Below are 22,694 nucleotides of genomic sequence, written 5' to 3' on the forward strand. Positions count from 1 at the left end.
GCGCTCCTTGTGTTCGAAGGTTCCGCTTGTTCGGGACTCCGCTCAGGGCGCGTAGGCGCTGGCGGCGGCCGGCAGGGTCGCGGGGGCCGGCATGCGGGCGGCCAGCGGCCGCAGGCTCGGGCGCAGCCACGGCCCCTCGATGGCGAATCGCCCGCCCGTCCGCCCGTCGGGTCCGGGCTCGATCCGCGCCTCGGCGCTCAGGCGCCGCTCGGCGAGGAAGATCCGGCCGCCGAGGCTCGCGGCCAGCGCCGCGCCGCGCAGCTGCCCCTGGCCGATCTCGGCGACGCCGTCGCTCACCGTCAGGCCGATCCGGGCGCGCTCGAAATGGGTGCGGCCGCCCCGGCGCAGGGCGGTGGCGGCGGTCTCGGGGCGCTGGGCGAGGTCGGCGAGGTTCAGCCCCAGGATCTCCCCGCCCTCGACCGTGACGGCGGCCCGGCCGGCGAGGCGGCCGACGAGGTCGGCGAGGCTCGATCCGGCGCCGTCGAGGGCGACCGAGGCTTGGGCCCGGCCGAGGATCCAGCGCGGCCAACCGAGATCGGCGAAGAGGCCGCCGAGGTCGATCCGGTCGGCGCTGCCCTGGAGGCGGGCGTCGAGGCCGGCGGGCAGGGCGGCGAGCGCCGCCCGTCCCTTGACGGTGCCGCCCTGCACGGTGGCCCGCCCGAGCGTCGCCTCCACGGTGCCGTCGCGCACCAGCAGGCCGGCGGCGACGTCCTGCGCCTCGACCGGGCCGAGGCGGGCGGAGGCCGCCGAGAGGCGCAGGTCGAGGTCGCCACGGCTGAGCCCGTCGAGGGCGAGCGGCGCCCGGCTCCAGGCGCCGCCGGCCGCCGCCTCGGACAGGAATCCCGCCTCGGGCACCAGGCCCGAGAGGTCGAGCCGCTCGGCCGCGAGCGTGCCGGTGACGGAGAGCCGCCCGCGCACCAGGGCGGCGGCGCCGGCGCCTTCGAGCCGGCTGTCGCCGACCCGCACCCGGATCTCGGGCCATTCCACCCCGCCGGGGCGGGCGAGGAAGCGCCCGTCGAGGCTCACCGGGCCGGCGAGCGAAGCGGGGCCGGGCGCGATCCCGAGCCAGGCCAGGGTGCCGGGCAGGGCGGCGGTGGAGAAGCGGCCCTGGCCGGACAGGCGCGGGCCCCCGGCCGCGGCCTCCTTCGCGGGGCTGCCCTTCGAGGCCTCTCTTGTCCAGGCCAGGCTGCCCTCGATCTCGGCGCTGCCCTCGATCCGGGCGTCGCTGCCCGCGGCGCGCGCGCCCGCCCCGTTCCAGGTCAGGGCGGCGACGACCGGGGTCTCGGCCCCGGCCGCGAGCTCGCGCGGGCGCAGGCCCGACAGGGTGAGGGAGGCCGGCACGCCGCGCCAGGTGAAGGCGGCGGAGAGGTCGAGCCCAGCGCTCGGGCGCGGCCAGTTCGCCACCAGGTTGAGGCCGGTCACCGTCTCGGGGGCGCCGGTGCGGGGATCGCGCAGGGAGAGCGTCGCGTCGACGAGGACGAGGCGGCGCAGGTGCCGGCCGCGGCCCGCGGCGACCCGCGCGGCGAGCCGGGCCGCCGGCTCGGTCCAGTCGCGGTCGGCGTCCGGAGACAAGGCGATCCGGGCCCGGTCGAGGACGAGGCCGGTGATCTCGGCCCGGCCGGCGAGGAGACCGGCGAGGCCGAGCTGCACCTGCAGGCCCTCGCTCGCGACGAGGTCGTGGCCGCCGCGGCTGAGGCGCACGCCGGCGAAGGTCAGGCGCGGGGCCGGCAGCAGCGTCAGGGTGGCGGGGCCGGCGACCGCGAGGCCGAGGCCGTAGCGCCGCGCCAGGTCCCGCTCCGCGAAGGCGGCCGCCCGCGGCGCCGCGATCGTCCAGGGCAGGGAGGCGGCCGTGACCGCGAGCGCCGTGACGGCGGCGCCGCTCAGGGCCAGGGTGGTTCGGCGCGACATCGCTCTCCGGCTGCCGGCGTGGACGAGAACTCGTGCGCCCCCCCGGGCCGCCGCCCAGGCCGGCCTCGTTGAGCCCGCCGGCGGCATACGCCTTCCCCGATCTCCTATAATCCCTCGCGCGCGGCTTGTCTCCCCGGCAGGATTTTCCCGCCGGCCGGGATTTCTGCCCCGGAGTTCCTGGCCCAGAGTTCCTGGCCCGGGGTTCCTGGCCCGGGATTCTTGCCCATGGCGCTCCCTCCCGCAGCGGGGCATTTTCCTCGCGCCGCCCGGTGGTGCGGCGCCGCAACGATGCTAAACAGGGCGGCGAGGCGCCGCATCCGTGCGGGACAACGAGGGCGCTCGCGCGCTCCGGCGGCACCAGAATTTGGGGAAACGAGGGATGAAGAAGGTATACCCCGACGCCACCGCCGCCCTGGCGGGCGTCCTGCGGGACGGCATGACGATCATGGCCGGCGGCTTCGGCCTGTGCGGCATTCCGGACGTCCTCATCGACGCGGTGCGCGAGAGCGGCGCCAAGGACCTCACGGTCATCTCGAACAATGCCGGCATCGACGGCGTCGGCCTCGGCGTCCTGCTCGAGACCCGCCAGATCAAGAAGATGATCTCGTCCTATGTCGGCGAGAACAAGACCTTCGCCAAGCAGTACCTCGCCGGCGAGCTCGAGATCGAGTTCAACCCGCAGGGCACGCTGGCCGAGCGCATCCGCGCCGGCGGCGCCGGCGTCCCGGCCTTCTTCACCAAGACCGGCGTCGGCACCCTGATCGCCGAGGGCAAGGAGACCCGGGAGTTCGACGGCGAGACCTACGTGATGGAGCGCGGCCTGTTCGCCGACGTCTCGCTGGTCCACGCCTGGAAGGGCGACACCGAGGGCAACCTCGTCTATCGGAAGACCGCCCGGAACTTCAACCCGATGATGGCCTCCGCCTCGCGCATGACCATCGCGCAGGTCGAGCACCTGGTTAAGCCCGGCGAGATCGACCCCGACCACATCATCACGCCCGGCGTGTTCGTGAAGCGGATGATCCACGTGCCGAACGCGCAGAAGCGCATCGAGCAGCGCACCACCCGCAAGCGGCAGGAATCCAGCATTGGGGCTGCGCCGAACGCCGAGCCCGCGCCCGCCCCGACGGGCGGCGGCGCCATCTAACGAGCGAGAGAGGAGACGACCATGGCCTGGACCCGCGACCAGATGGCGGCCCGCGCCGCCCGCGAGCTCGAGGACGGCTTCTACGTCAATCTCGGCATCGGCATCCCGACGCTGGTGTCGAACTACATCCCCGACGGCATGTCGGTGCAGCTCCAGTCCGAGAACGGGATGCTCGGCATGGGCCCGTTCCCGTACGAGGGCGAGGAGGATCCCGACCTCATCAATGCCGGCAAGCAGACCATCACCGAGCTGCCGACCACGAGCTACTTCTCGTCGGCCGACTCGTTCGGGATGATCCGCGGCGGCCACATCGACCTGTCGATCCTCGGCGCGATGCAGGTGGCCCAGAACGGCGACCTCGCCAACTGGATGATCCCCGGCAAGATGGTGAAGGGGATGGGCGGCGCGATGGACCTCGTCGCCGGCGTCAAGAAGGTCGTCGTGGTGATGGAGCACGTCGCCAAGGCCAAGGACGGCTCGGAATCGCCGAAGCTGCTCGAGGCCTGCGACCTGCCGCTCACGGGCACCCACGTCGTCGACATGGTGATCACCGATCTCGGCGTCTTCACCATCGACAAGAAGGGCGACGGCGGCATGAGCCTGGTCGAGCTCGCCGACGGCGTCACCGAGGACGAGGTGCGGGCGAAGACGCAAGGCCAGTACCGGGTGGCGCTGAAGAACACCTGAGGGTGGTTTAGTCTCCGGACTGCACTTCGACGTGAAGAATGTCCCCCTCTCCCGTGTGGGAGAGGGGTCAGGGGTGAGGGTGGCTCGGGTTTAGGATAAATCGCTGAGCGTTGAGCTGCGCAGCTCGACGGTCGAGTTCAATCCGGAGCCGTCTCCACCCTCACCCCTACCCCTCTCCCACACGGGAGAGGGGATCCCGCGCCATATTCTTCAACATTATTTTATCGTTATCAGTGCTGCCCCGGATACGCGGCATCCAGCACGAACGGGTACGGCCCGTCGAAGCTCTCGACATAGACCATGTGGCTCACGATCCCGCTCTCCGGCGTGTAGCGGTGCAGCAGGTAGGCCGGCGGCTCGAAGACCAGGGCGCCCTCGTGCTCCGGCGTGAGATCGAAGGCGACCTGGTGGGTCACGCTCGGGGCGATCTGCGCGATCGTGCCGGCGTAGCGGGTCAGGATCGGCCGGTGGTGGTGGCCGCACAGGATCCGCTCGATCGAGGTCTGGCCGGCGATCAGCCGCCGGAACTGCGCCTCTCCGTCGAGGAGCCGGATCTGGTCCATGTGGACGAGGCCGCATTCGAAGGGCGGGTGGTGCATGAACACCAGGGTCGGACGGCCGTCGCCCCCGTCGAGCGCCCGCTCCAGGAAGCCGAGGCGCTCGGTGCAGAGCGCCCCGTGGCTCGCGCCCGCCACCAGCGTGTCGAGGGCGATCAGGCGGACCGGGTGGTCCTCGACCGTGTACTGGACGAAATTTTCGGTGGCGCCGGGCATCCAGGCCGCCGGCAGCACCTCGCGCATCGTCTCGCGCCGGTCGTGGTTGCCCGGCACCACGTAGACCGGCATCGGCAGGCGGGCGAGGAGCCCGCGTAAAAGCTCGTATTCCTCGGGCAGGCCGCAATCGGTGAGGTCGCCGGAGATCAGCACCAGATCGGGGCGGGGATCGAGGGCGAGGAGGTGGGCCACCGCGCGGGCGACCATCGCGTTGGTCTCGGAGACCCGGTAGGCCGGCAGCCCGCGGGGGCGCACGTGCAGGTCGGTGATCTGGGCGATGAGCATGGGAGTGTCCGGGCTGTTCATTCTTCTCAGCGCGAAACCCTTTCCCGGACGACTGGAGCGTCAGCGGAAGGAGATCCGGGACCCAGCATAAGAAGTGCCGCGAAGCGGCTCTGAATGCTGCACCGTGGCAGACAGGCGGACGCTTCGCGGAGTCCTGCGCTGGATCCCGGGTCCCATTCCGCTGACGCTGCATGGGCCCGGGAAAGGGGTGGGTGTTATTTCGGGGAGATCACTCGGCGCCCGGCAGGCGCAGGGCGGTGTCCTCGACGTAGGGGCGCATCAGGGCGTCGGCGGCCTTCTGGGCGGCGGCGAGCGCCTCCTTCGGCTGGCGCTTGCCCGCGAGCACGGACTGCAGCTCGTCCTCGATCGCCTTGCGCACCGGCACGGTGCGGTAGGTGGCGAACCACGGCTTGGCGTTGGCGAGCTGGTCGACCGCGATCTTCGCGTCCGGGTTCTTCTCCAGGAAGGTCTTCATCTCGGGCAGGTCGTAGGCCGCCTTGTTGGGGGCGAAGTAGCCGGTGGCGCGGCTCCACCAGCCCGACTTCTCGGGCGAGGTCAGCCACTGGATCAGGGTCCAGCCGGCGGCGCGCTTCTCCGCCGAGAGGCCGGCCGGCTGCACCAGCGAGGCGCCGCCGATCGGCACCGCCTGGCGCACGTTCATCGGCACGAAGGCGACCCGGAACGGGAACTTGGCCGTGTCGCGGATGAAGGTGAGCGAGCCGGTCGAGATGATCATCATCGAGGCCTGGCCGGCCAGGAACGCGCCGGTCACCGCCGGGCCCTTCTGCTCGCCGGCCGGGTGCACCTTGGCCTTGTGGACCAGGTCCGACCAGAAGGTGAGGGCGCCGAGCATGGTCGGGGTGTCGTAATAGACCTCGCCGCCATACTCCTCGTTGTAGTAGCGCCCGCCGTTGGACATGGTGAGCGCTTCGAGGATCCAGCCGCCGTAATCGTAGTTCGAGGGCATCATCAGGCCCCAGCGGGTGGTGCGGTCGCCCTCGCGCTTCGTCAGCTTGCGGGCGGCGTCGGTGAGTTCCGCCCAGGTCCGCGGCGGCTTCTCCGGGTCGAGGCCGGCTTCCTTGAAGTGGTCGGCGTTGATGTAGAGCAGCGGCGTCGAGTTGTGGAACGGCACGCCGTAGACCTTGCGGTCGATCACGGCGTTGGGGAGGAGCGCCGGGAAGAACTGGCCGGTGAAGGCGTCCTGCGTCTTGCCGTCCTTGCCGATCAGGTCGTCCATCGGCACGATCTCGCGCTCGATGGCGAGGTCGGTGAGGAAGTTCGCCGACATGATCACGGCGGCCGGCGGCTTGCCGGCCTTGATCGACGCGCGGGTCTTGAGCAGCGTGTCGTCGTAGGAGCCGGTGAAGACCGGGGTCGCCTTGATGTCGGGGTGGGAGTCGTTGAACTCCTTGATCAGGCCGGACATGTTGCGGGCGAGCGCCCCGTCGACCGGGACGGGGAAGAACAGCTCGATGTCGGTCGCGAACGCGGGCCGCGGCGCGGCGAGGCCGGCCGCCGCCACCAGGGCGAGGGCGGCGCCCTTCCACCAGGAAATCATCTGTTGTCGTCCTCTATTTGATGCCGGAGGCGAGGAAGCTGTTCACGAACCGGCGCTGGAAGATCAGGAAGGCGGCGAGGAGCGGCAGGCTGACCAGGAAGGTGCCGGCCGCGATCAGCCCCCAGGCCTGCATGCCCTCGGCGCTGAGCGTGAAGCTCGCGAGACCCAGGGTGAGGGGGCGTTTGTCGGGGGAGTTGATGACCATCAGCGGCCACAGGAACTCGTTCCAGTGGCTGGTGACCGAGACGATCGAGAAGGCGACCAGCGCCGGCTTGGTCAGGGGCAGGTAGATGAGGCGGATGCGCGCCCACCAGCCGGCGCCGTCGATCATCGCGGCGTCCTCGAGCTCCCGCGGCACCTCGCGGAAGCTCTGGCGCATCAGGAAGGTGCCGAAGGCGGTGGCGCAATAGGGTGCCATCACCCCCGGCAGGGTGTCGTAGAGGCCCAAGGCCGCGACCGTCTTCAGGTTCGGCACCAGCAGCACCACCGGGACCAGCATCAGCTGGACCAGGAACAGGGCGAACAGGAATCCGCGGCCGGGGAATTCGAGGCGCGCGAAGACGTAGCCGGCGAGCGAGGCGGTGACGAGCTGCACTGCCAGGATGCCGGCGCAGAGGACGGCCGAGTTGAGGAAGTAGAGCGGGAAATCGGCCGAGGCCCAGGCCTCGGCGAAGTTGGCGAGCGTCGGCGTCAGCGAGGGCAGGAGGGAGGCGTCGGCCCCCGATCCCGCCGGCCGGAACGCCGCCACCAGCATCCACCAGAACGGCACCGCCCAGACGAGAGCGAGGCCGGCGACGACCCAGCGGGCGATCCGGGGCGTGATCTCCCGGGTCACCGGACCCGATTGCATCGCCGCGCTCATCGGGCCGTCTCCGGGCCCTGGCTGCGGCTGAGCGACAGGGCGGTGAGGGCGGCGAGCAGCGCCAGCGTCACCACCGTGGCGGCGGCGGCGCGGCCGGCATCGTAGCGCTCGGCGGCCTGCTCGTAGATGTAGAACAGGAGGAGCTTCGTCGCGTCCGAAGGCCCGCCCTTGGTCAGCACGAAGACGTGGTCGACCTGAGTCACCGCGTTGAGGAGCGCGATCACGCCGACGAAGGCGAAGGTCGGTCGGAGCGCCGGCAGCGTCACGTGACGCAGGCGCTGCCACGGCCCGGCTCCGTCGAGGAGCGCGGCCTCGCGGGCCTCGTCGGGGATCGCCTGCAGGCCGGCCAGCACGAACAGCATGTAGTAGCCGGCATTCTTCCACACGGTGAGCACCGTGATGGCGGCGAGCGCGAGATCCGGATCGCCGAGCCAGTTGGCGCCGGCGAACCCGAGCCGGGCGAGGTGATGGTCGATGAGGCCGATCCCGGGCAGGAACAGGAACAGGAAGAGCGCGGCCGCCGCGACGAGCGGGATCATCACCGGCAGGAAGAACACCGCCCGCATCAGGGCCCGCATCCGGCCGGCGCCGTTGAGCGCCAGCGCGAAGGCGAGCGCCAGGACCAGGCTCGGCACCACCGTGCCCAGCGCGTAGAGGGCGTTGTTGAGGAGCGCGCGCTGGAAGGTCGGGTCGGCGAAGAGCGCCGCGAAGTTGTCGAGCCCGACGAAGCGGGTGCCCCGGCGCGTCGCCGCGTGGGTCGCGTCCCACAGGACCTCGACCACCGGCCAGTAGGTGAACAGGGCGAGGAAGACGAGGGAGGGGCTGAGCAGAGCGAGCGGCAGTAGCAGGCCGGCCCAAGGCCGGCGCGCCGCTGGCGGCTCGGCCGCGCGGGTCGCCGGAATCGTATCGAGAACGTGGGTCAAGGAATCCGCCGGAGATGTCGAGATCGGCGCGTCATCGTGCGGTTTCGTGACAGGCGGATGAAATCGGCGCCGGCCTAGGCCGTGTGTCCGCTCATCGCGCGTTCCGACCCCGTCCCGGACAGTCGCGCGATGCGGAACTTTATCGTCTCACCGATACCCGTCGCTGCCAGAGCTCGCGACGGGCTTGCAAGATCTTGCCGGATCGCCGGCCCGCGGTCGCGACGACGTGGCGGAATTGGGATGCGGGCGCCGACGGCTCACCGGGCTTGCCCGCGCGGCCCCCGGCGGCGAAGCTCGGCCGATGGGGCCAAAGGGCGAATCCAGGGGGCGAATCATGCAGCACGGCGACCGTGCGTTCCTCGCGGAGATGCTGGCTCCGCTCGGCGGCGTCGCGATCCGCCGGATGTTCGGCGGGCTCGGGCTGTTTCGCGATCGTCTGATGTTCGGCCTCGTCGTGCGCGGCGCGCTCTACCTGAAGGCGGCTCCCGACGAAGCCGCCTCCTTCGCGGCCGAGGGCGGCGCACCGTTCTCTTACGGCGCGAAGGGCGGACGGACGACCACGATCGCGAGCTACTGGCGGGCGCCGGACCGGCTCGCCGACGAGCCGGAGGCGTTCGTGGCCTGGGCGCGCCGGGCCTGCGCGGCGGCGGAAGCAGCCGATCGGGCGAAGCCGGCGGGGCGGAGGAGGGCGGGAGCGGTGGTTTGATACGAGGCTCGAACCATCGTCGTTCAGGCCGACGAACTTGAAATCCTCCATGTCATTCCGGGGCCGCGCAGCGGAGCCCGGAATTTAGAACCGCAGGACCTTCAGGATAGAGTGGAAGGCGTTCCACCTCGTTCTGCCATCACCTGCGTGTCTGGATCCCGGGCTCCGCTGCGCGGCCCCGGGATGACCCTGTGCGGTGGAGGGGTGGGTGCAATCCTTCAGAAGGACTGTCCCCGCGGTCGAACATCCCTCAGCGCACGCTCACCCGCATCGGCATCCCCTCCGCCGGCCGCAGGGTGATGCGCTGCTTGAGCACCGGCAGGTAGCCGGGCCGCAGCGAGAAGCGGAGCGAGCGCACCAGCACCGCCAGGATCGCCACCGCCTCGGAGAGCGCGAAGCCCATGCCGATGCAGATGCGGGGACCGGCCGCGAAGGGCAGGTAGGCGTAGCGGTCGCGGGCCTTGGCGGCCTCGGGGGCGAAGCGGGCGGGGTCGAAGCGCTCCGGCTCGTCCCACAGGGTGGCGTGGCGGTGCACGGCGTAGATCGGGATGGTGATCGGCGTGCCGGCCTTCACCGGCACCCCGTCGAGATCGACGTCGCGGAGTGCCGCCCGCACCACCACCGGCACCGGGGGATAGAGCCGCATCGCCTCGAGGATCACCTGGCGGGTATAGGGCAGGGCATCGACGTGGTCGGCGGTCAGTGGCCCGCCCCCGGTCGCCGCCTCGACCTCGGCGGCGATCAGCGCCTCGCTCTCCGGGTGATGGGCGAGCAGGTAGAACGCCCAGGTGAGGGCGAGCGCCGTGGTCTCGTGCCCGGCGGTGACGAAGGTGAGCAGGTTGTCGGCGACGTCGCGGTCGTCCATCGCCTGGCCGGTCTCCGGGTCGCGGGCGGCGAGCAGCAGGCTCATCAGGTCGTTGCGCCCCTCGGTGCCGTTGCGGCGGCCCTCCGCGGCGAGGCGCAGGAGCTCGTCGCGCAGGTACATCTTCGCCCGCTCGGCCTTGGCCCGGCCCGGGAACGGCATCCAGGCCGGCGCCCGCAGCAGCGTGAGGGCGAAGATCCAGCTGGTCGATTCGAGGTAGTCGGTGATGCCCTGCTCGACCCGGGCGGCGTCGATCCGGCCGGCGCCTGAGAGCATCGTCTCGACGATGATCTCGAAGGTGGTGCGCATCATCGTCTGGGCGATGTCGATCTCGGCGCCGTCGCCTGCGTCCGCCGCCAGCATGTCGCGGGTGCGCTCGGCGGCCCTGATCATCGCCGGCACGAAGCTGCGGATGCGCTCGGCCCGGAAGATCGGCGCCGCCGCCCGGCGCTGCCAGCGCCAGCGCGCCCCGTCGGCGGTCAGGATCGCGTCGCCGAGCGCCGGCGAGAGGGCGCGGCGCAGGACCTCCGACTTCTCGAACGCGTCGGCCTCGTCGACCATCACCCGCCGGATCAGGTTCGGGGCCATCACGAACAGGCTCGACGTGCCGAGGAACTCGGAGGTGTAGTGCGGCTCCCGGTAGATCGTCTCGGGCCAGGCCTCGAGCGGGTTGCGCACCACCGTGCGCAGGAAGCGCCACGGCCCGAGCGGCCGCGCCGGCGGCGTGATCCGGGCGAGGACCGGACGCGGCTCCTCGGGGGCCGGACGGACATGGGTCGAGTGGGCGTTCATGGCTCGCCTGGGTTCGGGTGGTCCCGACGGACACCGGGAGCCCGGGTCTTGTCCACCTCCATCTGGGCGCGAGCGTGACGGGAAACGCCCCCGGCCCGTGCGCGTTGGCACATCATCGGCCGGAATTCCGGCAGACCGGAGCCTCCCCCGATGCAGGCCGCCTTCGACCGTGCCACCCTCGACCGCCTGGTCGCCCTCGGCCGGAGCCAGGGCGGGCTGGGCCCCGACGACCTGCGCCGGGCCCTGCCGGTCGACCGGATGAGCGCCGAGGACATCGCCATGGTGCTGATCGAGCTGGAGGAGGCCGGGATCTCGGTCGATCCGGACGAGGCGCTGCTGCAGACCGGCCGCCCGCTGCCGCCCGCCGGCACGGTCCGGCTGCCGGAGCCGGGGGCCGAGGCCGCGCCGCCCCCTGCGCCGGAGACGCCGCCCGCCGCGACCGCGCCGCCCGCCCCGAAGCCCCGCGATGCGGCGCCCCCGGCCGCCCGGGGCGGTGCGCACCGGGCGGTCGTCTGGGCGGGCCTCGCCGCGCTCGTCCTCGCCCTCCTCGTCCTGGCGCTCTGGGCCGGACGGGGCTGAGTGCCCCTCGACGACACGCCCGCCGCCCGAAACCCCGCCACGGCGAGCGGCGAGCGGCGACGGGGACCTGGGAGTTGTCGTGAGAGACACCGACGCCGTGGCCGGCCGGTGGCCGGCGCCTATATCCCTGCACTCTCGGAGAACCCCCCATCCATGACCGGCCCCGCCTACCGCTTCGGCATCGAGGAGGAGTTCTTCCTGGCGGATGCCGCGACCCGCGGCACGCCGCGCGAGGGCGCGCGGGGCTTCCACGCCGCCGCCAAGGCCCTCCTGCCGGCGGCCGAGCGCGAGCTCCTGCAGAGCCAGATCGAGATCGCGACGCCGCCGGCGACGAGCCTCGAGGAGGCCCGGGCCGGCCTCGCTTCCTTACGCCGGGGGCTCGCCGAGATCGGCCGGGCGCACGGGATCCTGGTCTTCGGCGCCGGCACCCATCCGGGCGCCGCCTGGGATGCGCAGGCTCCGACCGACGGGGCGCGCTACCACGGCATCCTCGACGAGGTGCGGATGGTGGGCCAGCGCAGCCTGGCGAGCGGCATGCACGTCCACGTCGAGGTGGCGCGGCCCGACGGCCGGGTCGACCTGATGAACCGGCTGCTGCCGTTCCTGCCGGTGCTGCTCGCGCTCTCGGTCTCCTCGCCGTTCTGGGAGGGGCGCGATACCGGCCTGTGCGGCTACCGCCTGTGCGCCTTCGGCGAGCTGCCGCGCACCGGCCTGCCCGACCTGTTCGCCAGCAGCGCCGAGTTCGAGCGCTACGTCGCGGTGATGACGGCGGCCGGGGCGATCCAGGATGCGAGCTTCCTGTGGTGGTACCTGCGGCCCTCGATCCGCTACCCGACGCTGGAGCTGCGCATCGCCGATGCCTGCACCCGGGTCGAGGACGCGGTGGCGATCGCCGGCCTCTACCGCTGCCTCGTGCGCGCCGCCGAGCGCCGCCCCGACCTGAACGCCGGCCTCGACGGGGTCGCCCGGGCGGTGATCCGCGAGAACCTGTGGCGGGCCCAGCGCGACGGCGTGCGCGCCGCCCTGATCGATCCGCAGGCCGGCCGCGCGGTGCCCTACGGCGAGGCCCTGGAGGCCGTGCTGGCGCTCGTCGCCGAGGACGCGGCGGCTCTCGGCTGCGCGCAAGCCCTCGACGACGCCCGCCGCATCGCCCGCGACGGCACCAGCGCCGACCGCCAGCGCGCGGCCTACGCGGCCGGGCGGGGCGAGGACGGCGAGGACGCGGCCGGCATCGCCGCGGTGGTCGACGCCCTGGCGCGGGAGACGGAGGGGCGGGCGTAGGGCAGGGGGGCGCTTACGGCCCGACGGGTCCGCTTGGTCGCTGGCCGGCTTCCTTGCCGGCCTCACGAACCGCCACCCTCGGCGTCAGCTCACTCCCGCCGCCCGCCGATGAAGTCCACGAAGGCCCGCAGCGGCGCCGGCAGGTAGCGCCGGCCCGGATAGTACAGGAACGGCCCGGAGAAGCGCGGCCACCACGGCTCCAGGACGGGCTCCAGTGCCCCGCTGTCGAGATGCGGCCGCAGCCAGTCCTCGAACAGCCCGATCACGCCGAGCCCGGCGATGGCCGCCTCGACCGCGAGGTCGGTGGCGGTGCCGACCCGCACGGTGAGCGGGCCGGTCGGCTCGATCCGCACGGTCTCGCCGTCGCGCTCGAACGCCCATTCCGTCATCGCGCCGCTGGCGAAGCGGCCGCGCAGGCAGGCATGCGCCAGGAGGTCGCGCGGATGGGACGGCCGCCCGCGCCGGTCGAGATAGGCCGGCGCCGCGGCGGTGGCGTAACGCTGGGTGCGCGGGCCGATCGGCACCGCGATCATGTCCGGCTCCAGGCGCTCCTCGTAGCGGATGCCGGCGTCGCAGCCCGCCGCCAGCACGTCGACGAAGCCGTCCTCGGCGACGACGTCGAGGTGGATGTCCGGATAGGCGGCGAGGAAGGGCGGGACGATGTCCGGCAGCACGAGGCGCGCCGCGCTCACCGGCACGTTGAGGCGTACCGTACCGGCCGGGCGGTCGCGAAAGCCGTTGACCACGTCGAGGGCGGCCGCGACCTCGCCGAGGGCGGGCTTGAGCCGCTCCAGCAGCCGCGCCCCGGCCTCGGTCGGCGCGACGCTGCGGGTCGTGCGGTGGAGGAGCCGGACCCCGAACCCCGCTTCCAGCCGGCGCACCGCCTCGCTCAAGGTCGAGGCGCCGGTATCGCGGATCCGCGCCGCCTCGCGGAAGCCGCCAGCCTCCGCCACCGCCACGAAGGCGGCGAGGTCGCCGAGATCCGTCACCCTCGGATCCATCGTCATTGTTCGTGATCCCGCACAGCCTGTCCGGATTGCATCGTCTTATCGCGCAGCTGCGCGGCGTCTAGATCCGGGTCGTCAGCGAGCGAGGAGACGGATCATGAGCGGGATCGAGGATGCGGGAACCTACGCCCTGGGCGATCGGCGCGTGCGGCGCCTCGGCTACGGCGCGATGCAGCTCGCCGGCCCGGGCGTGTTCGGCCCGCCGAAGGACCGCGACGAGGCGGTGGCGGTCCTGCGCGAGGCAGTGGCACAGGGTGTGAACCACATCGATACCAGCGACTTCTACGGCCCCCACGTCACCAACGCGATCATCCGCGAGGCCCTGCACCCGTACCCGGACGACCTCGTGATCGTCACCAAGGTCGGCGCGGTGCGGGGGGCGGACGCGTCGTGGAACCCGGCCTTCTCGGCCGAGGCACTGACGGAGGCGGTGCACGACAACCTGCGCCATCTCGGCCTCGACGTGCTGGAAGTCGTCAACCTGCGGGCGATGTTCAGCGTGCACGGGCCGGCCGAGGGCTCCCTCGCGGCGCCGCTCGAGATCCTGGCCGATCTCCGGCACCGGGGGCTGATCCGCCGGATCGGGCTCAGCAACGTCACCGCGGCCCAGGTGGCCGAGGCGCGCGGCATCACCCCGGTCGCCTGCGTGCAGAACCACTACAACCTCGTCCACCGGGCCGACGACGCCCTGGTGGACGCGCTGGCGGCCGACGGGACCGCCTACGTGCCGTTCTTCCCGCTCGGCGGCTTCAGCCCGATCCAGTCGCAGGGCCTGTCGGAAGTCGCCGCGTCGCTGGACGCGACGCCGATGCAGGTGGCGTTGGCCTGGCTCCTGCGCCGCTCGCCCAACCTCCTGCTCATTCCCGGCACCTCGTCGCGGGCGCATCTGCGCGAGAACCTGACTGCTGCGGCGCTGGACCTGCCGGAGGCGGCGATGCGGGCGCTCGACGGCATCGCCGGGGCGTAGGGCGGGCGGCGCGACGGTCCGGGGATGATGCCTGACCGCTGCGCGTCAGCATGGCGGGCCGTCGTGGTTTTCGCGGCATGCGAGTGCCGGTCGAAGCGCTGTTCGAGAACCTGGCGGACAGCCTGTCGCTGGACGAGACCCTGGACGGCCCCGAGACCCTCGACCGGGACGACGCGGTGGCCGTGCTCGACGTCGCCGCGCGTGCGGTCGCGAGGCCGAAGGCGGTGTGAGGGTCTTTGACGAGGGCGTTTCCCGTCATCGTCGACGCGACGAGGGGAGTGTGCCACTCCATTCGGCCAGAGCGTCACGACCCACCGTCCCGCCCTTGCCCGCCATTCGCATAATTAGCATTATGGAACGAAGGGCCGGATCGGGGCTGTGCGGGGCAGGTTCCGCCGCGCCGCGGCGCCTTCCGGTTTCCCTTCTGGCCGACGCGAATCGGGTGCATAGTGGCGGCATGACCGAGCTTCTCGAAAAGGCCATCGAGCGCGTCCGCTCCTTTCCCCCCAAGGCGCAGGACGACTTCGCCCGCGTGCTGCTGCGCCTGACGGGCGAAGAGACGGAGGTTGTCGCCCTGACGGAGGACGAGCAGGCCGCCATCGCCGCCTCGAAGGCGGCTGCGGCGCGAGGCGACTTCGCGACCGATGAGGAAGTGCGGGCGGTGTGGGCGACATACGGGCTGTGAAAGTCCGCTTCACCCGTCCGGCCCTGAACGATCTGACGGCGCCCTATCCTTATCCGATCTTCTGCGAGATCACGGAGACTGAGGTCATCGTGCACGCCATTCGCCACGGTGCCCGCGACCCCACAACGATGCCGGACGCGCAATGACGAGCGCACCCCCACCCACCGCCAACCTCTTCGCCGGCCTGCCCGCGACGCCCCGGCCCGACGAGACCGTCGACATCCTGGCGCGAACCCCGCAGGCCCGCATCGAGCGGATCGTCTCCACCGGCCAGGCCAGCCCGCCGGGCTTCTGGTACGACCAGCCCTGGGACGAGTGGGTCGTGCTGCTCTCGGGATCCGCCGGCCTGCACCTGCACGGCGAGCGTGAGCCGCGGCGCCTCGCGCCCGGCGACCACCTGATGATCCCGGCGCATCTCCGCCACCGGGTCGAGTGGACCGATCCCGACGCGCCGACGGTCTGGCTCGCGGTCCACCTCCAGCCGGCGGATCAGCCGTCGACCTCGACGGTGAGCCCGTCATAGGCCGGCACCACCCCGGGCGGCAGGCGCCGGCCGAGCTCGCCGTAGTCGAGGTCGGTGTGGAGGTTGGTCAGGATGGCGCGGCGCGGGCGCACCTCCTCGATCAGCGCCAGGGCGTCCGGCACCGAGAAGTGGGTCGGGTGCGGCGTGTCGCGGAGCGCATCGATAATCAGGAGGTCGAGGTTGTTGAGCTGCGCCTTGGCGGCGTCCGGCATGGTGCTGACGTCCGGCGCGTAGGCCGCGTCGGCGAAGCGGAAGCCCAAGGCCGTCTCGGGCCCGTGCTCCATCGCGAAGGCCGTGGCGGTCACCGGCCCGCCCGGGCCCTCGACGGTCACCGGCGCGCCGGTCTCGAGTTCATGCAGGTCGAGGATCGGCGGGTAGAGGCTGCCGGGCCGCGAGGTGAAGCAGTAGCCGAAGCGGGCCCGCAGCAGCGCCGAGGTCTCGGCATCGGCATGGACCGCGATGCGCCGGCGCATGTGGATCACCATGGCGCGCACGTCGTCGATGCCGTGGGTGTGATCGGCGTGGGAATGGGTGAACAGGATGCCGTCGAGGCGCTGCACCTCGGCGTCGAGGAGCTGCTCGCGCAGGTCCGGCGAGGTGTCGACCAGCACGGTCGTCGCCTCGCTCTCGGTGTCGCGGCGCCGCACCAGGAGCGAGCAGCGTCGGCGCCGGTTGCGCGACTCGGCCGGGTCGCAGGCGCCCCAGCCGTAGCCGACCCGCGGCACGCCGCCCGAGGAGCCGCAGCCCAGGATGCGAAGGGTCAGGGTCGGCATGCGTGTCAGAACCCTCAACGGTGGGCGGCGGCCTTGTCGAACAGGCGATAGAAGTTGTCGGTGGTGAGCGCGGCCAGCGCCTCGGGGGTCAGGCCGACGGTCTCGGCCAGCACCCGGGCGGTGTCGGCGACGAAGGCCGGCTCGTTCGGCCGGCCCCGGTGCGGCACCGGCGCCAGATAGGGCGCGTCGGTCTCGACGAGCAGGCGCTCGCGCGGCACGGAGGCGGCGATCGACCGGATCTCGTCCGAGTTGCGGAACGTGACGATGCCGGAGAACGACACGTACAACCCGAGCTCCACGCCGACCTCGGCGAGGCGCCGCCCCGACGAGAAGCAGTGCAGCACCGCCTTGAACGGGCCCTCGGCCATCTCCTCGGTGAGGATCTGCGCCACGTCCTCGTCCGCCTCGCGGGCGTGGATGACGAGCGGCAGCCCGCTCTCCCGCGCCGCCGCGATGTGGGTGCGGAACACGCGCTGCTGCACGTCCCGCGGCGCGGTGTCGTAGTGGTAGTCGAGCCCCGCCTCGCCGATGCCGATGCAGCGCGGGTGGCGCGACAGCGCGACGATCTCGTCCGCCGCCACGTCCGGCTCCTCGCCGGCCTGATGCGGGTGGGTGCCGACCGTGAACAGGATCTCGGGATGGGCCTCGCTCAAGGCCCGGTAGGTCTCGAACCGTCGTACCCGGGTCGAGATCGTCACCATCCGGTCGATCCCGGCGGCCTTGGCCCGGGCCAGCACCTCGGGCAGCCGCTCGGCGAGGCCGGGCGAATCGAGGTGGCAATGGCTGTCGACCAGGCTTGCGCCTTGCGGGCTGTCGACCAGGCTCACGCCTCGGGCTCCACGTAGCGCGGGAAGATCGGGCTCGGCGCCGGCAGGGCGGTGCCCGCCACGAGCCGCCCCTTGGCCCCGACATCGGCGAGGTTGCGCGCATCGGGCGCCACCGCCAGCAGGTCGAGGAGACGGGCCGCGGCGCTCGGGATGAAGGGCTGGACCAGGATGCCGACCGCCCGCAGCACCTCGGCGGTGGTATAGAGCACAGCCTCCATCCGGGCCGGGTCCGTCTTGCGCAGGGCCCACGGCTCCTGGCCGGCGAAGTAGCGGTTGGCCTCCGCCACCACGGCCCAGATCTCGGCCAGCACCGCGTGCAGGGCGAGGTCCTGCATCAGCCCCCTCGCCTTCTCCGGCAGCGCGTCGGCCATCGCCAGCAGCGCCCGGTCGGCGGCGGAGGGCTCGCCGGCTTGCGGGACCTGACCGCCGCAATTGCGGGCGATCATGGTCAGCGAGCGCTGGGCGAGGTTGCCGAGGTCGTTGGCGAGGTCGGCGTTGAGCCGGTTGACGATCGCCTCGTGCGAGTAGCTGCCGTCCTGGCCGAACGGCACCTCGCGCAGCACGAAGTAGCGCAGGGGATCGACGCCGTAGGTGTCGGCGAGGCCGACGGGGTCGACGACGTTGCCGACCGACTTCGACATCTTCTCCCCCTTGTTGAGGAGGAAGCCGTGGCCGAAGACGCGCTTGGGCACCGGAATCCCGGCCGATAGCAGGAAGGCCGGCCAGTACACCGCGTGGAAGCGGATGATGTCCTTGCCGATGACGTGGAGATCCGCCGGCCAGTGGCGCCAGCGCGGATCGGCCTCGTCGGGGAAGCCGCAGGACGTGACGTAGTTCGTCAGCGCGTCGACCCAGACATACATCACGTGGGCCGGGTTGCCCGGCACCGGCACGCCCCAGTCGAAGGTGGTGCGGCTGACGGAGAGATCCTGCAGGCCGGAACGGACGAAGCTCGTCACCTCGTTGCGGCGGGTGTCGGGGCCGATGAAGTCCGGATGGGCCTCGTAATGGGCGAGCAGGCGCTCGGCGTAAGCCGAGAGCCGGAAGAAGTAGCTCTCCTCCTCGACCCACTCGACCGGGGTGCCGGTCTTCTCCGCCCGGCGGCTGCCGTCGGGGGCCGTCACGAGCTCGGATTCGTCGTAATAGGCCTCGTCGCGGACCGAGTACCAGCCGGCATACTTGGCGAGATAGATGTCGCCGTTCTCCTCCATCCGGCGCCACAGGGCCTGGGCGGAGGCGATGTGGTCGGCGTCGGTGGTGCGGATGAAGCGGTCGAAGGAGCAGTCCAGGCGCTCGGCCATGGTGCGGAAGCGCGGCGCCATGTCGTCGACGAAGGCGCGCGGGCTGATCCCGGCCTTGGCGGCGGTCTGCTGGATCTTGAGGCCGTGCTCGTCGGTGCCGGTGGTGAAGAACACGTCGTAGCCGTCGAGGCGCTTGAAGCGCGCGATGGCGTCGGCGGCGATCACCTCGTAGGCGTGGCCGATATGCGGCACCCCGTTGGGGTACGAGATGGCGGTGGTGATGAAGTACGGCTCGCCCGCCACGACTGGGTTCCCGGATGGTTGGCTTCGGATCGCGAAGGCGCCCGCGAGGGCGCCCGTCCGAGCCTTAGAGCAAATTCGGGCGGCGGTGCCCACCCCTTCCGGCGGCGTTTCCGGCGCTCAGGCCCCCACCGCCCATTGGCACGGCTCGTCGGTCTGGGCTCGCGCGTGCCGCGCCGCCCGGTCGAGCCGGACCGCGTGGTTGATGATCGCCATGTGGGTGAAGCCCTGCGGGACGTTGCCGCGCTGCTCGCCGGACGGAGCGTCGATCTCCTCGGCGAACAGCCCGAGGTCGTTGCCGCGGGTGAGGAGCCGCGCGAAGAGCGGCTCGGCCTCGTCCGTGCGCCCGGCGAGCGCCAGGCAGCCGACGCGCCAGAAGGCGCAGGCCGCGAAGGTCGCCTCCGGGTGCTCGAACCCGTCGCCGTTGCGGTAGCGGTAGATCAGGTCGCCGTCGCCGAGCCCGGCGCTCACCGCCTCGAGGGTGGCGGCCACCCGGGGCGAATGGGCGTCGAAGGCGCCGAACAGCACCGTGCGCAGCACGGCCGCGTCGAGGTCGTCGGAGCCGTAGGCCTGGGTGTAGGCCCCGACCCGCGCGTTCCAGCCCTTCTCGTGGTACTCGGCCCGGATCTCGGCGGCGACCCGGCGCCACTCCGCGACCGTCTCGGGGCTTGCCACGTCCACCTCCTGCGCGATCTGCACCGCCCGGTCGAGGGCGACCCAGAGCATGCCCTTGGTGTGCAGGATCTGGCGGGTCTCGTCGCGCAATTCCCAGATGCCGTGGTCGGGCGCGTGGCGGCAGCGGATGACGTGGTCGGTGAGGTGGCCCAATGCCTCCGGCAGGTGGTCGTTGACCTTGACCGGCGGGTCGTAGTCGACGGCGTCGAGGAAGGCGTGGAGCGCCACCAGGAACTCGCCGTAGATGTCGTACTGGTGCTGGCCGGACGCGGCGTTGCCGATCCGCACCGGCCCGACCCCGCGCCAGCCGCGCAGGTGATCGAGGATCTCCTCTTCCGGTACGCGCCCGTTGATGCCGTACATCAGCTTCAGGTCGCGGCCGCGGGTCTTGTCGGCGTCGCGCAGGAAGCGCAGGAACTCCGCCGCCTCGCGCACGTAGCCGAGATTGACGAAGGCCGTGACGGTGAAGCTCGCGTCCCGCATCCAGACGTAGCGGTAATCGAAGTTGCGGGTGCCCGGCACCGCCTCCGGCAGGCTGGTGGTGGCGGCCGCGATGATCCCGCCCGAGGGGGCGTGGGTCAGGAGCTTCAGCACCAGGGCGCTGCGCAGCACCGTGTCCCGGTGGGCGCCCTCGTAGGTGCAGCGGCCGGACCATTCCTCCCAGTAGGCCTGTGTCGCCGAGAGGCTCGGCCCGGCCTCCCCCACCGCGCCGTCGTCGTCCTCCCGGTGGGCGAGGACCAGGGACGCGCCCTCCCCGGCCTGCAAGGCGAAGGCCGCCTCGACCCGGTCGCCCGCGAGGCTGAGCGGCACCGTGGCGGCGACGCGGATGCCTTCCGGACGGCCGAGCCGCCGGCACAGCACCGTCCCTCGCGCCTCGGGTTCGAGGGCGGCCCCGTCGCGGGCGTAGTCGAAGCTCGGGCGCACGCGGAAGCGCCCCGTCACCGTGCCGGCCTCGCAGGCGAGGATCCGCACGATCCGGCCGCGCGGGTCGCCGTCCGGTCCCTCGTCGGGCACGGATTCCAGCGGGTGGACCGGCATGAAGTCGGTGAGGGTCGCGCGGCCGGTGGCGGTGACGAAGGTGGTCTCCAGGATGCAGGTGCCGGCGCGGTAGCGGCGATGCGTCTCCCGCACACCCTCGAGGACGAGGTCGCAGAACCCGCCCTTGTCGTCGTCGAGAAGGCGCAGGAACGCCGCCGGGCTGTCGTGGCAGGGCCAGCACAGCCAGTCGATCGATCCGTCCCGGGCGACGAGCGCCGTCGTGCAGGTATCGCCGATGACGGCGTAGTCCTCGATCGGCCGGTCCGTCACGTCGCCTCGCTGCCAACACAGGTTAAAGCGCTGGGGTAACGGTTCGCCGGAAGGCCGGTTTCGGGGCGCGACGGTTTGCGCCGCACCATCGGGTCGCGCACGTCGGATCGGGGGCCGCCGGAACTCCTGATACCGTCGCGCCTTCGAACAGACGTGTTCGAAGGCGCTGGCTAAGCCCGAACGGGCGTCGGCGCTGATGCGCCGGACGCCTTCGCATCGACATGTCGATGCGAAGGCACAAGAGGATGAGACCCCGTCAGGCCGCCGAGACCCGGCCGACGAAGTCCTGGACGCGCCCGCGCAGGCGCGCCGTCTCGGCATGCACGGCGGCCGCCGCCTCCCCGACCCCGGCGATCGCCGCGGCCGTGCCGCGCAGGCCGCTCGCCGTGCCGTCGATGCTGCGGTCGGTCTCGGCGGTGAGGCCGGCGGCGGCCTCGGCGCTGCGGCCGATCTCGCCGGCGGTCCGGTGCTGCTCGGCGACGGCGCGGGCGGTCTCGCCGGCGATGGACTCGATCGCGTCGACGGCGCCGCCGATGCCGCGGATCACCGCGACGGCTCCGGCGGTGGCCGACTGGATGCCGGCGACCTGGCGGGTGATCTCCTCGGTGGCCCGCGCCGTCTGGCCGGCGAGCTCCTTGACCTCGGCGGCCACCACCGCGAAGCCGCGCCCCGCCTCGCCGGCGCGGGCCGCCTCGATCGTGGCATTGAGCGCGAGCAGGTTGGTCTGTCCGGCAACGCCGGCGATCATCGCCACCACGTCGCCGATGCGCTGCGCCGCCCCGGACAGGCCCGCGACGGCGCCGTCGGCGGCGCTGACCTGGGCGTTCGCCTGGGCCACCCGTTGCGCGGCTTCGTCGGTCTGCCGGCCGACCGCCGCCACCGCCCCGGCGAGGGCGGAGGCCGCCCGCGCCACGCCCTCGACGTGGCTGCGGGTCCGCTCCGAGGTGCCGGCGGCGCCGGCGGCCTCGCGCTCCATCTCGCGGGTCACCGCGCCGAGCCGGTCGGCCGAGCCCGCCATGGCGGCGACGGTGGCGTCGACCTCGTCGAGGGCGGCGAGCACGCCGTCCTCGAAGGCGCGGATATGCGCCTCGACCCGGCGCCCGCGCTCCACCAGCAGGTCCTGCTCGGCGTTGGAGGCGGCGAGCGCCGCCCGCTCGACCATGCCGTCGCGAAACCCCGCCACCGCCCGGGCGACGGCGCCGACCTCGTCGCGGCGCTCCAGCCCGACGAATTGAACCGAGAGGTCGCCCGCCGCCAGCCGGTCGGCCTCGGCGACGAGGCGCACCAGCGGGCGCGACACGCTGCGGGCGATCATTACGGCGGCGCCGAGCCCGGCCGCCGCCAGCACGGCGCCGGCCAGCAGCATCCCGGTCATCTCCCGCTCGAGGCCGGACCGGGTGGCGGCGACCCGCATCTCGGCGTCGCGGGCGCCGGCCTCGCGCACCGCGTCGAGGCTCGTCCGCAGGGCGGTGCTGCGCCGGCTCATCGCCTCCCGGGTCGGGATCTCGCGGGACCGCTCCAGGCCGAGCAGGATCCCGGCGTCGCGCTGCCAGCGCGCCGTCTCGCTCCTCGCCTCGCGCACCAGGGCGCCGACCGCCTCCGACTGCGCCGTCGCGCCGAGCCGGTCGAGGGCGGCGGCGAGGCCCGCGGTCTCGGCCCGGAAACCGGCCTCGACCGTGCCGGGATCGAGGAAGTCGGTCATCGCCAGGACGCGGGCGAGGATCGCCTCGGCGCGCCCGAAGCGCACCTTCGCCTCCTCGCCGGCGGCGCCGGAGGCGAGGCTGAGGCCGGTGACGGTGCCGAGCCGGCCGACGGCGGCGACGCCCTGCCAGCCGACGAGGGCCGCCAGCACGCCGCCGGCGAGGAGGAAGCCGAGGAGCGGCAGGAGGAGCTTGGTTCTGATCGACATCGGGGGACCCGGGAGACGTGGGGCTCGACGCGACCGCACGGGCCGCCCGCCCGCGGCGGGCGGGGGTGCGGGCGTGCCGCGCGGGGGTGCCGTTGCGGGGATGGTGCTCTAAGATT

21 protein-coding genes are annotated in these 22,694 nt (G+C 72.6%); 9 read left to right on the forward strand and 12 right to left on the reverse strand.

The genetic code is table 11. The features are described from left to right. Positions 1–42 precede the first annotated feature (42 nt). The gene (locus tag DK412_RS25505) at positions 43–1,908 is read right to left on the reverse strand and encodes an AsmA family protein (RefSeq protein WP_109974245.1); all 1,866 of its coding nucleotides are present in this window, start codon (positions 1,906–1,908) and stop codon (positions 43–45) included. A 379-nt stretch (positions 1,909–2,287) separates the two neighbouring features. Here DK412_RS25505 and DK412_RS25510 point away from each other — a divergent pair, with 379 nt between their 5' ends. Together DK412_RS25510 and DK412_RS25515 are read left to right on the forward strand one after the other, a co-directional pair. Continuing rightward, entirely contained in the window at positions 2,288–3,055 is a 768-nt protein-coding gene (locus tag DK412_RS25510) for a CoA transferase subunit A (protein ID WP_109974246.1), read from the forward strand. Between the two features lie 21 nt (positions 3,056–3,076). Beyond that, on the forward strand, positions 3,077–3,742 hold the full coding sequence (locus tag DK412_RS25515) for a 3-oxoacid CoA-transferase subunit B (protein WP_093565038.1): 666 nt from the start codon (positions 3,077–3,079) through the stop codon (positions 3,740–3,742). 230 nt (positions 3,743–3,972) lie between these two features. Here the strand turns inward: DK412_RS25515 and DK412_RS25520 are convergent, their stop codons facing one another. The 4 genes from DK412_RS25520 to DK412_RS25535 form a co-directional block, all read right to left on the reverse strand. After that, positions 3,973–4,800 (reverse strand): phosphodiesterase, encoded by an 828-nt coding sequence (locus tag DK412_RS25520; protein ID WP_109974247.1) that lies wholly within the window; start codon positions 4,798–4,800, stop codon positions 3,973–3,975. A gap of 229 nt (positions 4,801–5,029) precedes the next feature. Further along, entirely contained in the window at positions 5,030–6,358 is a 1,329-nt protein-coding gene (locus DK412_RS25525; protein WP_109974248.1) for an ABC transporter substrate-binding protein, read from the reverse strand. Between the two features lie 13 nt (positions 6,359–6,371). After that, complete coding sequence (locus DK412_RS25530) at positions 6,372–7,220, reverse strand: carbohydrate ABC transporter permease (protein WP_204165440.1); 849 nt, start codon at positions 7,218–7,220, stop codon at positions 6,372–6,374. After that, positions 7,217–8,068 carry a sugar ABC transporter permease gene (locus DK412_RS25535; RefSeq protein WP_245571984.1) on the reverse strand — a complete coding sequence of 284 codons (852 nt, stop codon included), beginning with the start codon at positions 8,066–8,068 and terminating at the stop codon, positions 7,217–7,219. Before DK412_RS25535 ends, DK412_RS25530 begins: the two co-directional genes overlap by 4 nt. Positions 8,069–8,477: 409 nt before the next feature. Here DK412_RS25535 and DK412_RS25540 point away from each other — a divergent pair, with 409 nt between their 5' ends. Then, entirely contained in the window at positions 8,478–8,849 is a 372-nt protein-coding gene (locus DK412_RS25540; protein ID WP_109974250.1) for a TfoX/Sxy family protein, read from the forward strand. Between the two features lie 250 nt (positions 8,850–9,099). Here DK412_RS25540 and DK412_RS25545 read toward each other — a convergent pair whose 3' ends face one another. Beyond that, positions 9,100–10,503, reverse strand: a complete 1,404-nt coding sequence (locus DK412_RS25545) for a cytochrome P450 (protein ID WP_109974251.1) — start codon at positions 10,501–10,503, stop codon at positions 9,100–9,102. A 150-nt stretch (positions 10,504–10,653) separates the two neighbouring features. Here DK412_RS25545 and DK412_RS25550 point away from each other — a divergent pair, with 150 nt between their 5' ends. Together DK412_RS25550 and DK412_RS25555 are read left to right on the forward strand one after the other, a co-directional pair. After that, a complete protein-coding gene (locus tag DK412_RS25550) occupies positions 10,654–11,082 on the forward strand; it encodes an RNA polymerase sigma factor region1.1 domain-containing protein (RefSeq protein WP_109974252.1) in 429 nt (142 codons plus the stop codon). A gap of 153 nt (positions 11,083–11,235) precedes the next feature. Then, complete coding sequence (locus tag DK412_RS25555; RefSeq protein WP_109974253.1) at positions 11,236–12,363, forward strand: carboxylate-amine ligase; 1,128 nt, start codon at positions 11,236–11,238, stop codon at positions 12,361–12,363. 89 nt (positions 12,364–12,452) lie between these two features. On the opposite strand, the gene DK412_RS25560 is transcribed toward DK412_RS25555, so the two are convergent. Further along, positions 12,453–13,370, reverse strand: coding sequence for a LysR family transcriptional regulator (locus tag DK412_RS25560; protein ID WP_245447274.1), 918 nt, complete (start codon positions 13,368–13,370; stop codon positions 12,453–12,455). A gap of 97 nt (positions 13,371–13,467) precedes the next feature. Between DK412_RS25560 and DK412_RS25565 the strand changes: the two genes are divergently transcribed. From DK412_RS25565 to DK412_RS25580, 4 genes are all read left to right on the forward strand, one after another. Next, positions 13,468–14,337 carry an aldo/keto reductase family oxidoreductase gene (locus DK412_RS25565; RefSeq protein ID WP_109974255.1) on the forward strand — a complete coding sequence of 290 codons (870 nt, stop codon included), beginning with the start codon at positions 13,468–13,470 and terminating at the stop codon, positions 14,335–14,337. Between the two features lie 50 nt (positions 14,338–14,387). Continuing rightward, on the forward strand, positions 14,388–14,567 hold the full coding sequence (locus DK412_RS25570; RefSeq protein WP_109974256.1) for a DUF433 domain-containing protein: 180 nt from the start codon (positions 14,388–14,390) through the stop codon (positions 14,565–14,567). Between the two features lie 227 nt (positions 14,568–14,794). Next, complete coding sequence (locus DK412_RS25575) at positions 14,795–15,022, forward strand: hypothetical protein (RefSeq protein WP_109974257.1); 228 nt, start codon at positions 14,795–14,797, stop codon at positions 15,020–15,022. Between the two features lie 142 nt (positions 15,023–15,164). Continuing rightward, a complete protein-coding gene (locus tag DK412_RS25580) occupies positions 15,165–15,545 on the forward strand; it encodes a cupin domain-containing protein (protein ID WP_109974258.1) in 381 nt (126 codons plus the stop codon). Here DK412_RS25580 and DK412_RS25585 read toward each other — a convergent pair. From DK412_RS25585 to DK412_RS25605, 5 genes are all read right to left on the reverse strand, one after another. Then, positions 15,512–16,318, reverse strand: coding sequence for an MBL fold metallo-hydrolase (locus DK412_RS25585; protein ID WP_109974259.1), 807 nt, complete (start codon positions 16,316–16,318; stop codon positions 15,512–15,514). The genes DK412_RS25580 and DK412_RS25585 overlap by 34 nt on opposite strands. A 14-nt stretch (positions 16,319–16,332) precedes the next feature. Next, positions 16,333–17,145, reverse strand: coding sequence for a TatD family hydrolase (locus DK412_RS25590; RefSeq protein WP_245447278.1), 813 nt, complete (start codon positions 17,143–17,145; stop codon positions 16,333–16,335). Then, entirely contained in the window at positions 17,142–18,689 is a 1,548-nt protein-coding gene (gene metG / locus DK412_RS25595; RefSeq protein ID WP_109974260.1) for a methionine--tRNA ligase, read from the reverse strand. The genes DK412_RS25590 and metG overlap by 4 nt, the downstream gene beginning before the upstream one ends. Before the next feature lie 117 nt (positions 18,690–18,806). Continuing rightward, positions 18,807–20,990 (reverse strand): glycoside hydrolase family 15 protein, encoded by a 2,184-nt coding sequence (locus DK412_RS25600; protein WP_280953957.1) that lies wholly within the window; start codon positions 20,988–20,990, stop codon positions 18,807–18,809. Then, a complete protein-coding gene (locus DK412_RS25605; protein WP_109974262.1) occupies positions 20,926–22,578 on the reverse strand; it encodes a methyl-accepting chemotaxis protein in 1,653 nt (550 codons plus the stop codon). The genes DK412_RS25600 and DK412_RS25605 overlap by 65 nt, the downstream gene beginning before the upstream one ends. Positions 22,579–22,694: the final 116 nt, after the last annotated feature.

This window comes from Methylobacterium sp. 17Sr1-1, assembly GCF_003173775.1.
Lineage (GTDB): Bacteria > Pseudomonadota > Alphaproteobacteria > Rhizobiales > Beijerinckiaceae > Methylobacterium.

What these genes read in the sequence shown, in the direction of transcription:
- DK412_RS25505 (WP_109974245.1), bottom strand. Translation starts at nt 1,908, where the DNA reads ATGTCGCGCCGAACCACCCTGGCCCTGAGCGGCGCCGCCGTCACGGCG.
- DK412_RS25510 (WP_109974246.1), top strand. Translation starts at nt 2,288, where the DNA reads ATGAAGAAGGTATACCCCGACGCCACCGCCGCCCTGGCGGGCGTCCTG.
- DK412_RS25515 (WP_093565038.1), top strand. Translation starts at nt 3,077, where the DNA reads ATGGCCTGGACCCGCGACCAGATGGCGGCCCGCGCCGCCCGCGAGCTC.
- DK412_RS25520 (WP_109974247.1), bottom strand. Translation starts at nt 4,800, where the DNA reads ATGCTCATCGCCCAGATCACCGACCTGCACGTGCGCCCCCGCGGGCTG.
- DK412_RS25525 (WP_109974248.1), bottom strand. Translation starts at nt 6,358, where the DNA reads ATGATTTCCTGGTGGAAGGGCGCCGCCCTCGCCCTGGTGGCGGCGGCC.
- DK412_RS25530 (WP_204165440.1), bottom strand. Translation starts at nt 7,220, where the DNA reads ATGAGCGCGGCGATGCAATCGGGTCCGGTGACCCGGGAGATCACGCCC.
- DK412_RS25540 (WP_109974250.1), top strand. Translation starts at nt 8,478, where the DNA reads ATGCAGCACGGCGACCGTGCGTTCCTCGCGGAGATGCTGGCTCCGCTC.
- DK412_RS25545 (WP_109974251.1), bottom strand. Translation starts at nt 10,503, where the DNA reads ATGAACGCCCACTCGACCCATGTCCGTCCGGCCCCCGAGGAGCCGCGT.
- DK412_RS25550 (WP_109974252.1), top strand. Translation starts at nt 10,654, where the DNA reads ATGCAGGCCGCCTTCGACCGTGCCACCCTCGACCGCCTGGTCGCCCTC.
- DK412_RS25555 (WP_109974253.1), top strand. Translation starts at nt 11,236, where the DNA reads ATGACCGGCCCCGCCTACCGCTTCGGCATCGAGGAGGAGTTCTTCCTG.
- DK412_RS25560 (WP_245447274.1), bottom strand. Translation starts at nt 13,370, where the DNA reads ATGACGATGGATCCGAGGGTGACGGATCTCGGCGACCTCGCCGCCTTC.
- DK412_RS25565 (WP_109974255.1), top strand. Translation starts at nt 13,468, where the DNA reads ATGAGCGGGATCGAGGATGCGGGAACCTACGCCCTGGGCGATCGGCGC.
- DK412_RS25570 (WP_109974256.1), top strand. Translation starts at nt 14,388, where the DNA reads ATGGCGGGCCGTCGTGGTTTTCGCGGCATGCGAGTGCCGGTCGAAGCG.
- DK412_RS25575 (WP_109974257.1), top strand. Translation starts at nt 14,795, where the DNA reads ATGACCGAGCTTCTCGAAAAGGCCATCGAGCGCGTCCGCTCCTTTCCC.
- DK412_RS25580 (WP_109974258.1), top strand. Translation starts at nt 15,165, where the DNA reads ATGACGAGCGCACCCCCACCCACCGCCAACCTCTTCGCCGGCCTGCCC.
- DK412_RS25585 (WP_109974259.1), bottom strand. Translation starts at nt 16,318, where the DNA reads ATGCCGACCCTGACCCTTCGCATCCTGGGCTGCGGCTCCTCGGGCGGC.
- DK412_RS25600 (WP_280953957.1), bottom strand. Translation starts at nt 20,990, where the DNA reads ATGCCGAGACGGCGCGCCTGCGCGGGCGCGTCCAGGACTTCGTCGGCC.
- DK412_RS25605 (WP_109974262.1), bottom strand. Translation starts at nt 22,578, where the DNA reads ATGTCGATCAGAACCAAGCTCCTCCTGCCGCTCCTCGGCTTCCTCCTC.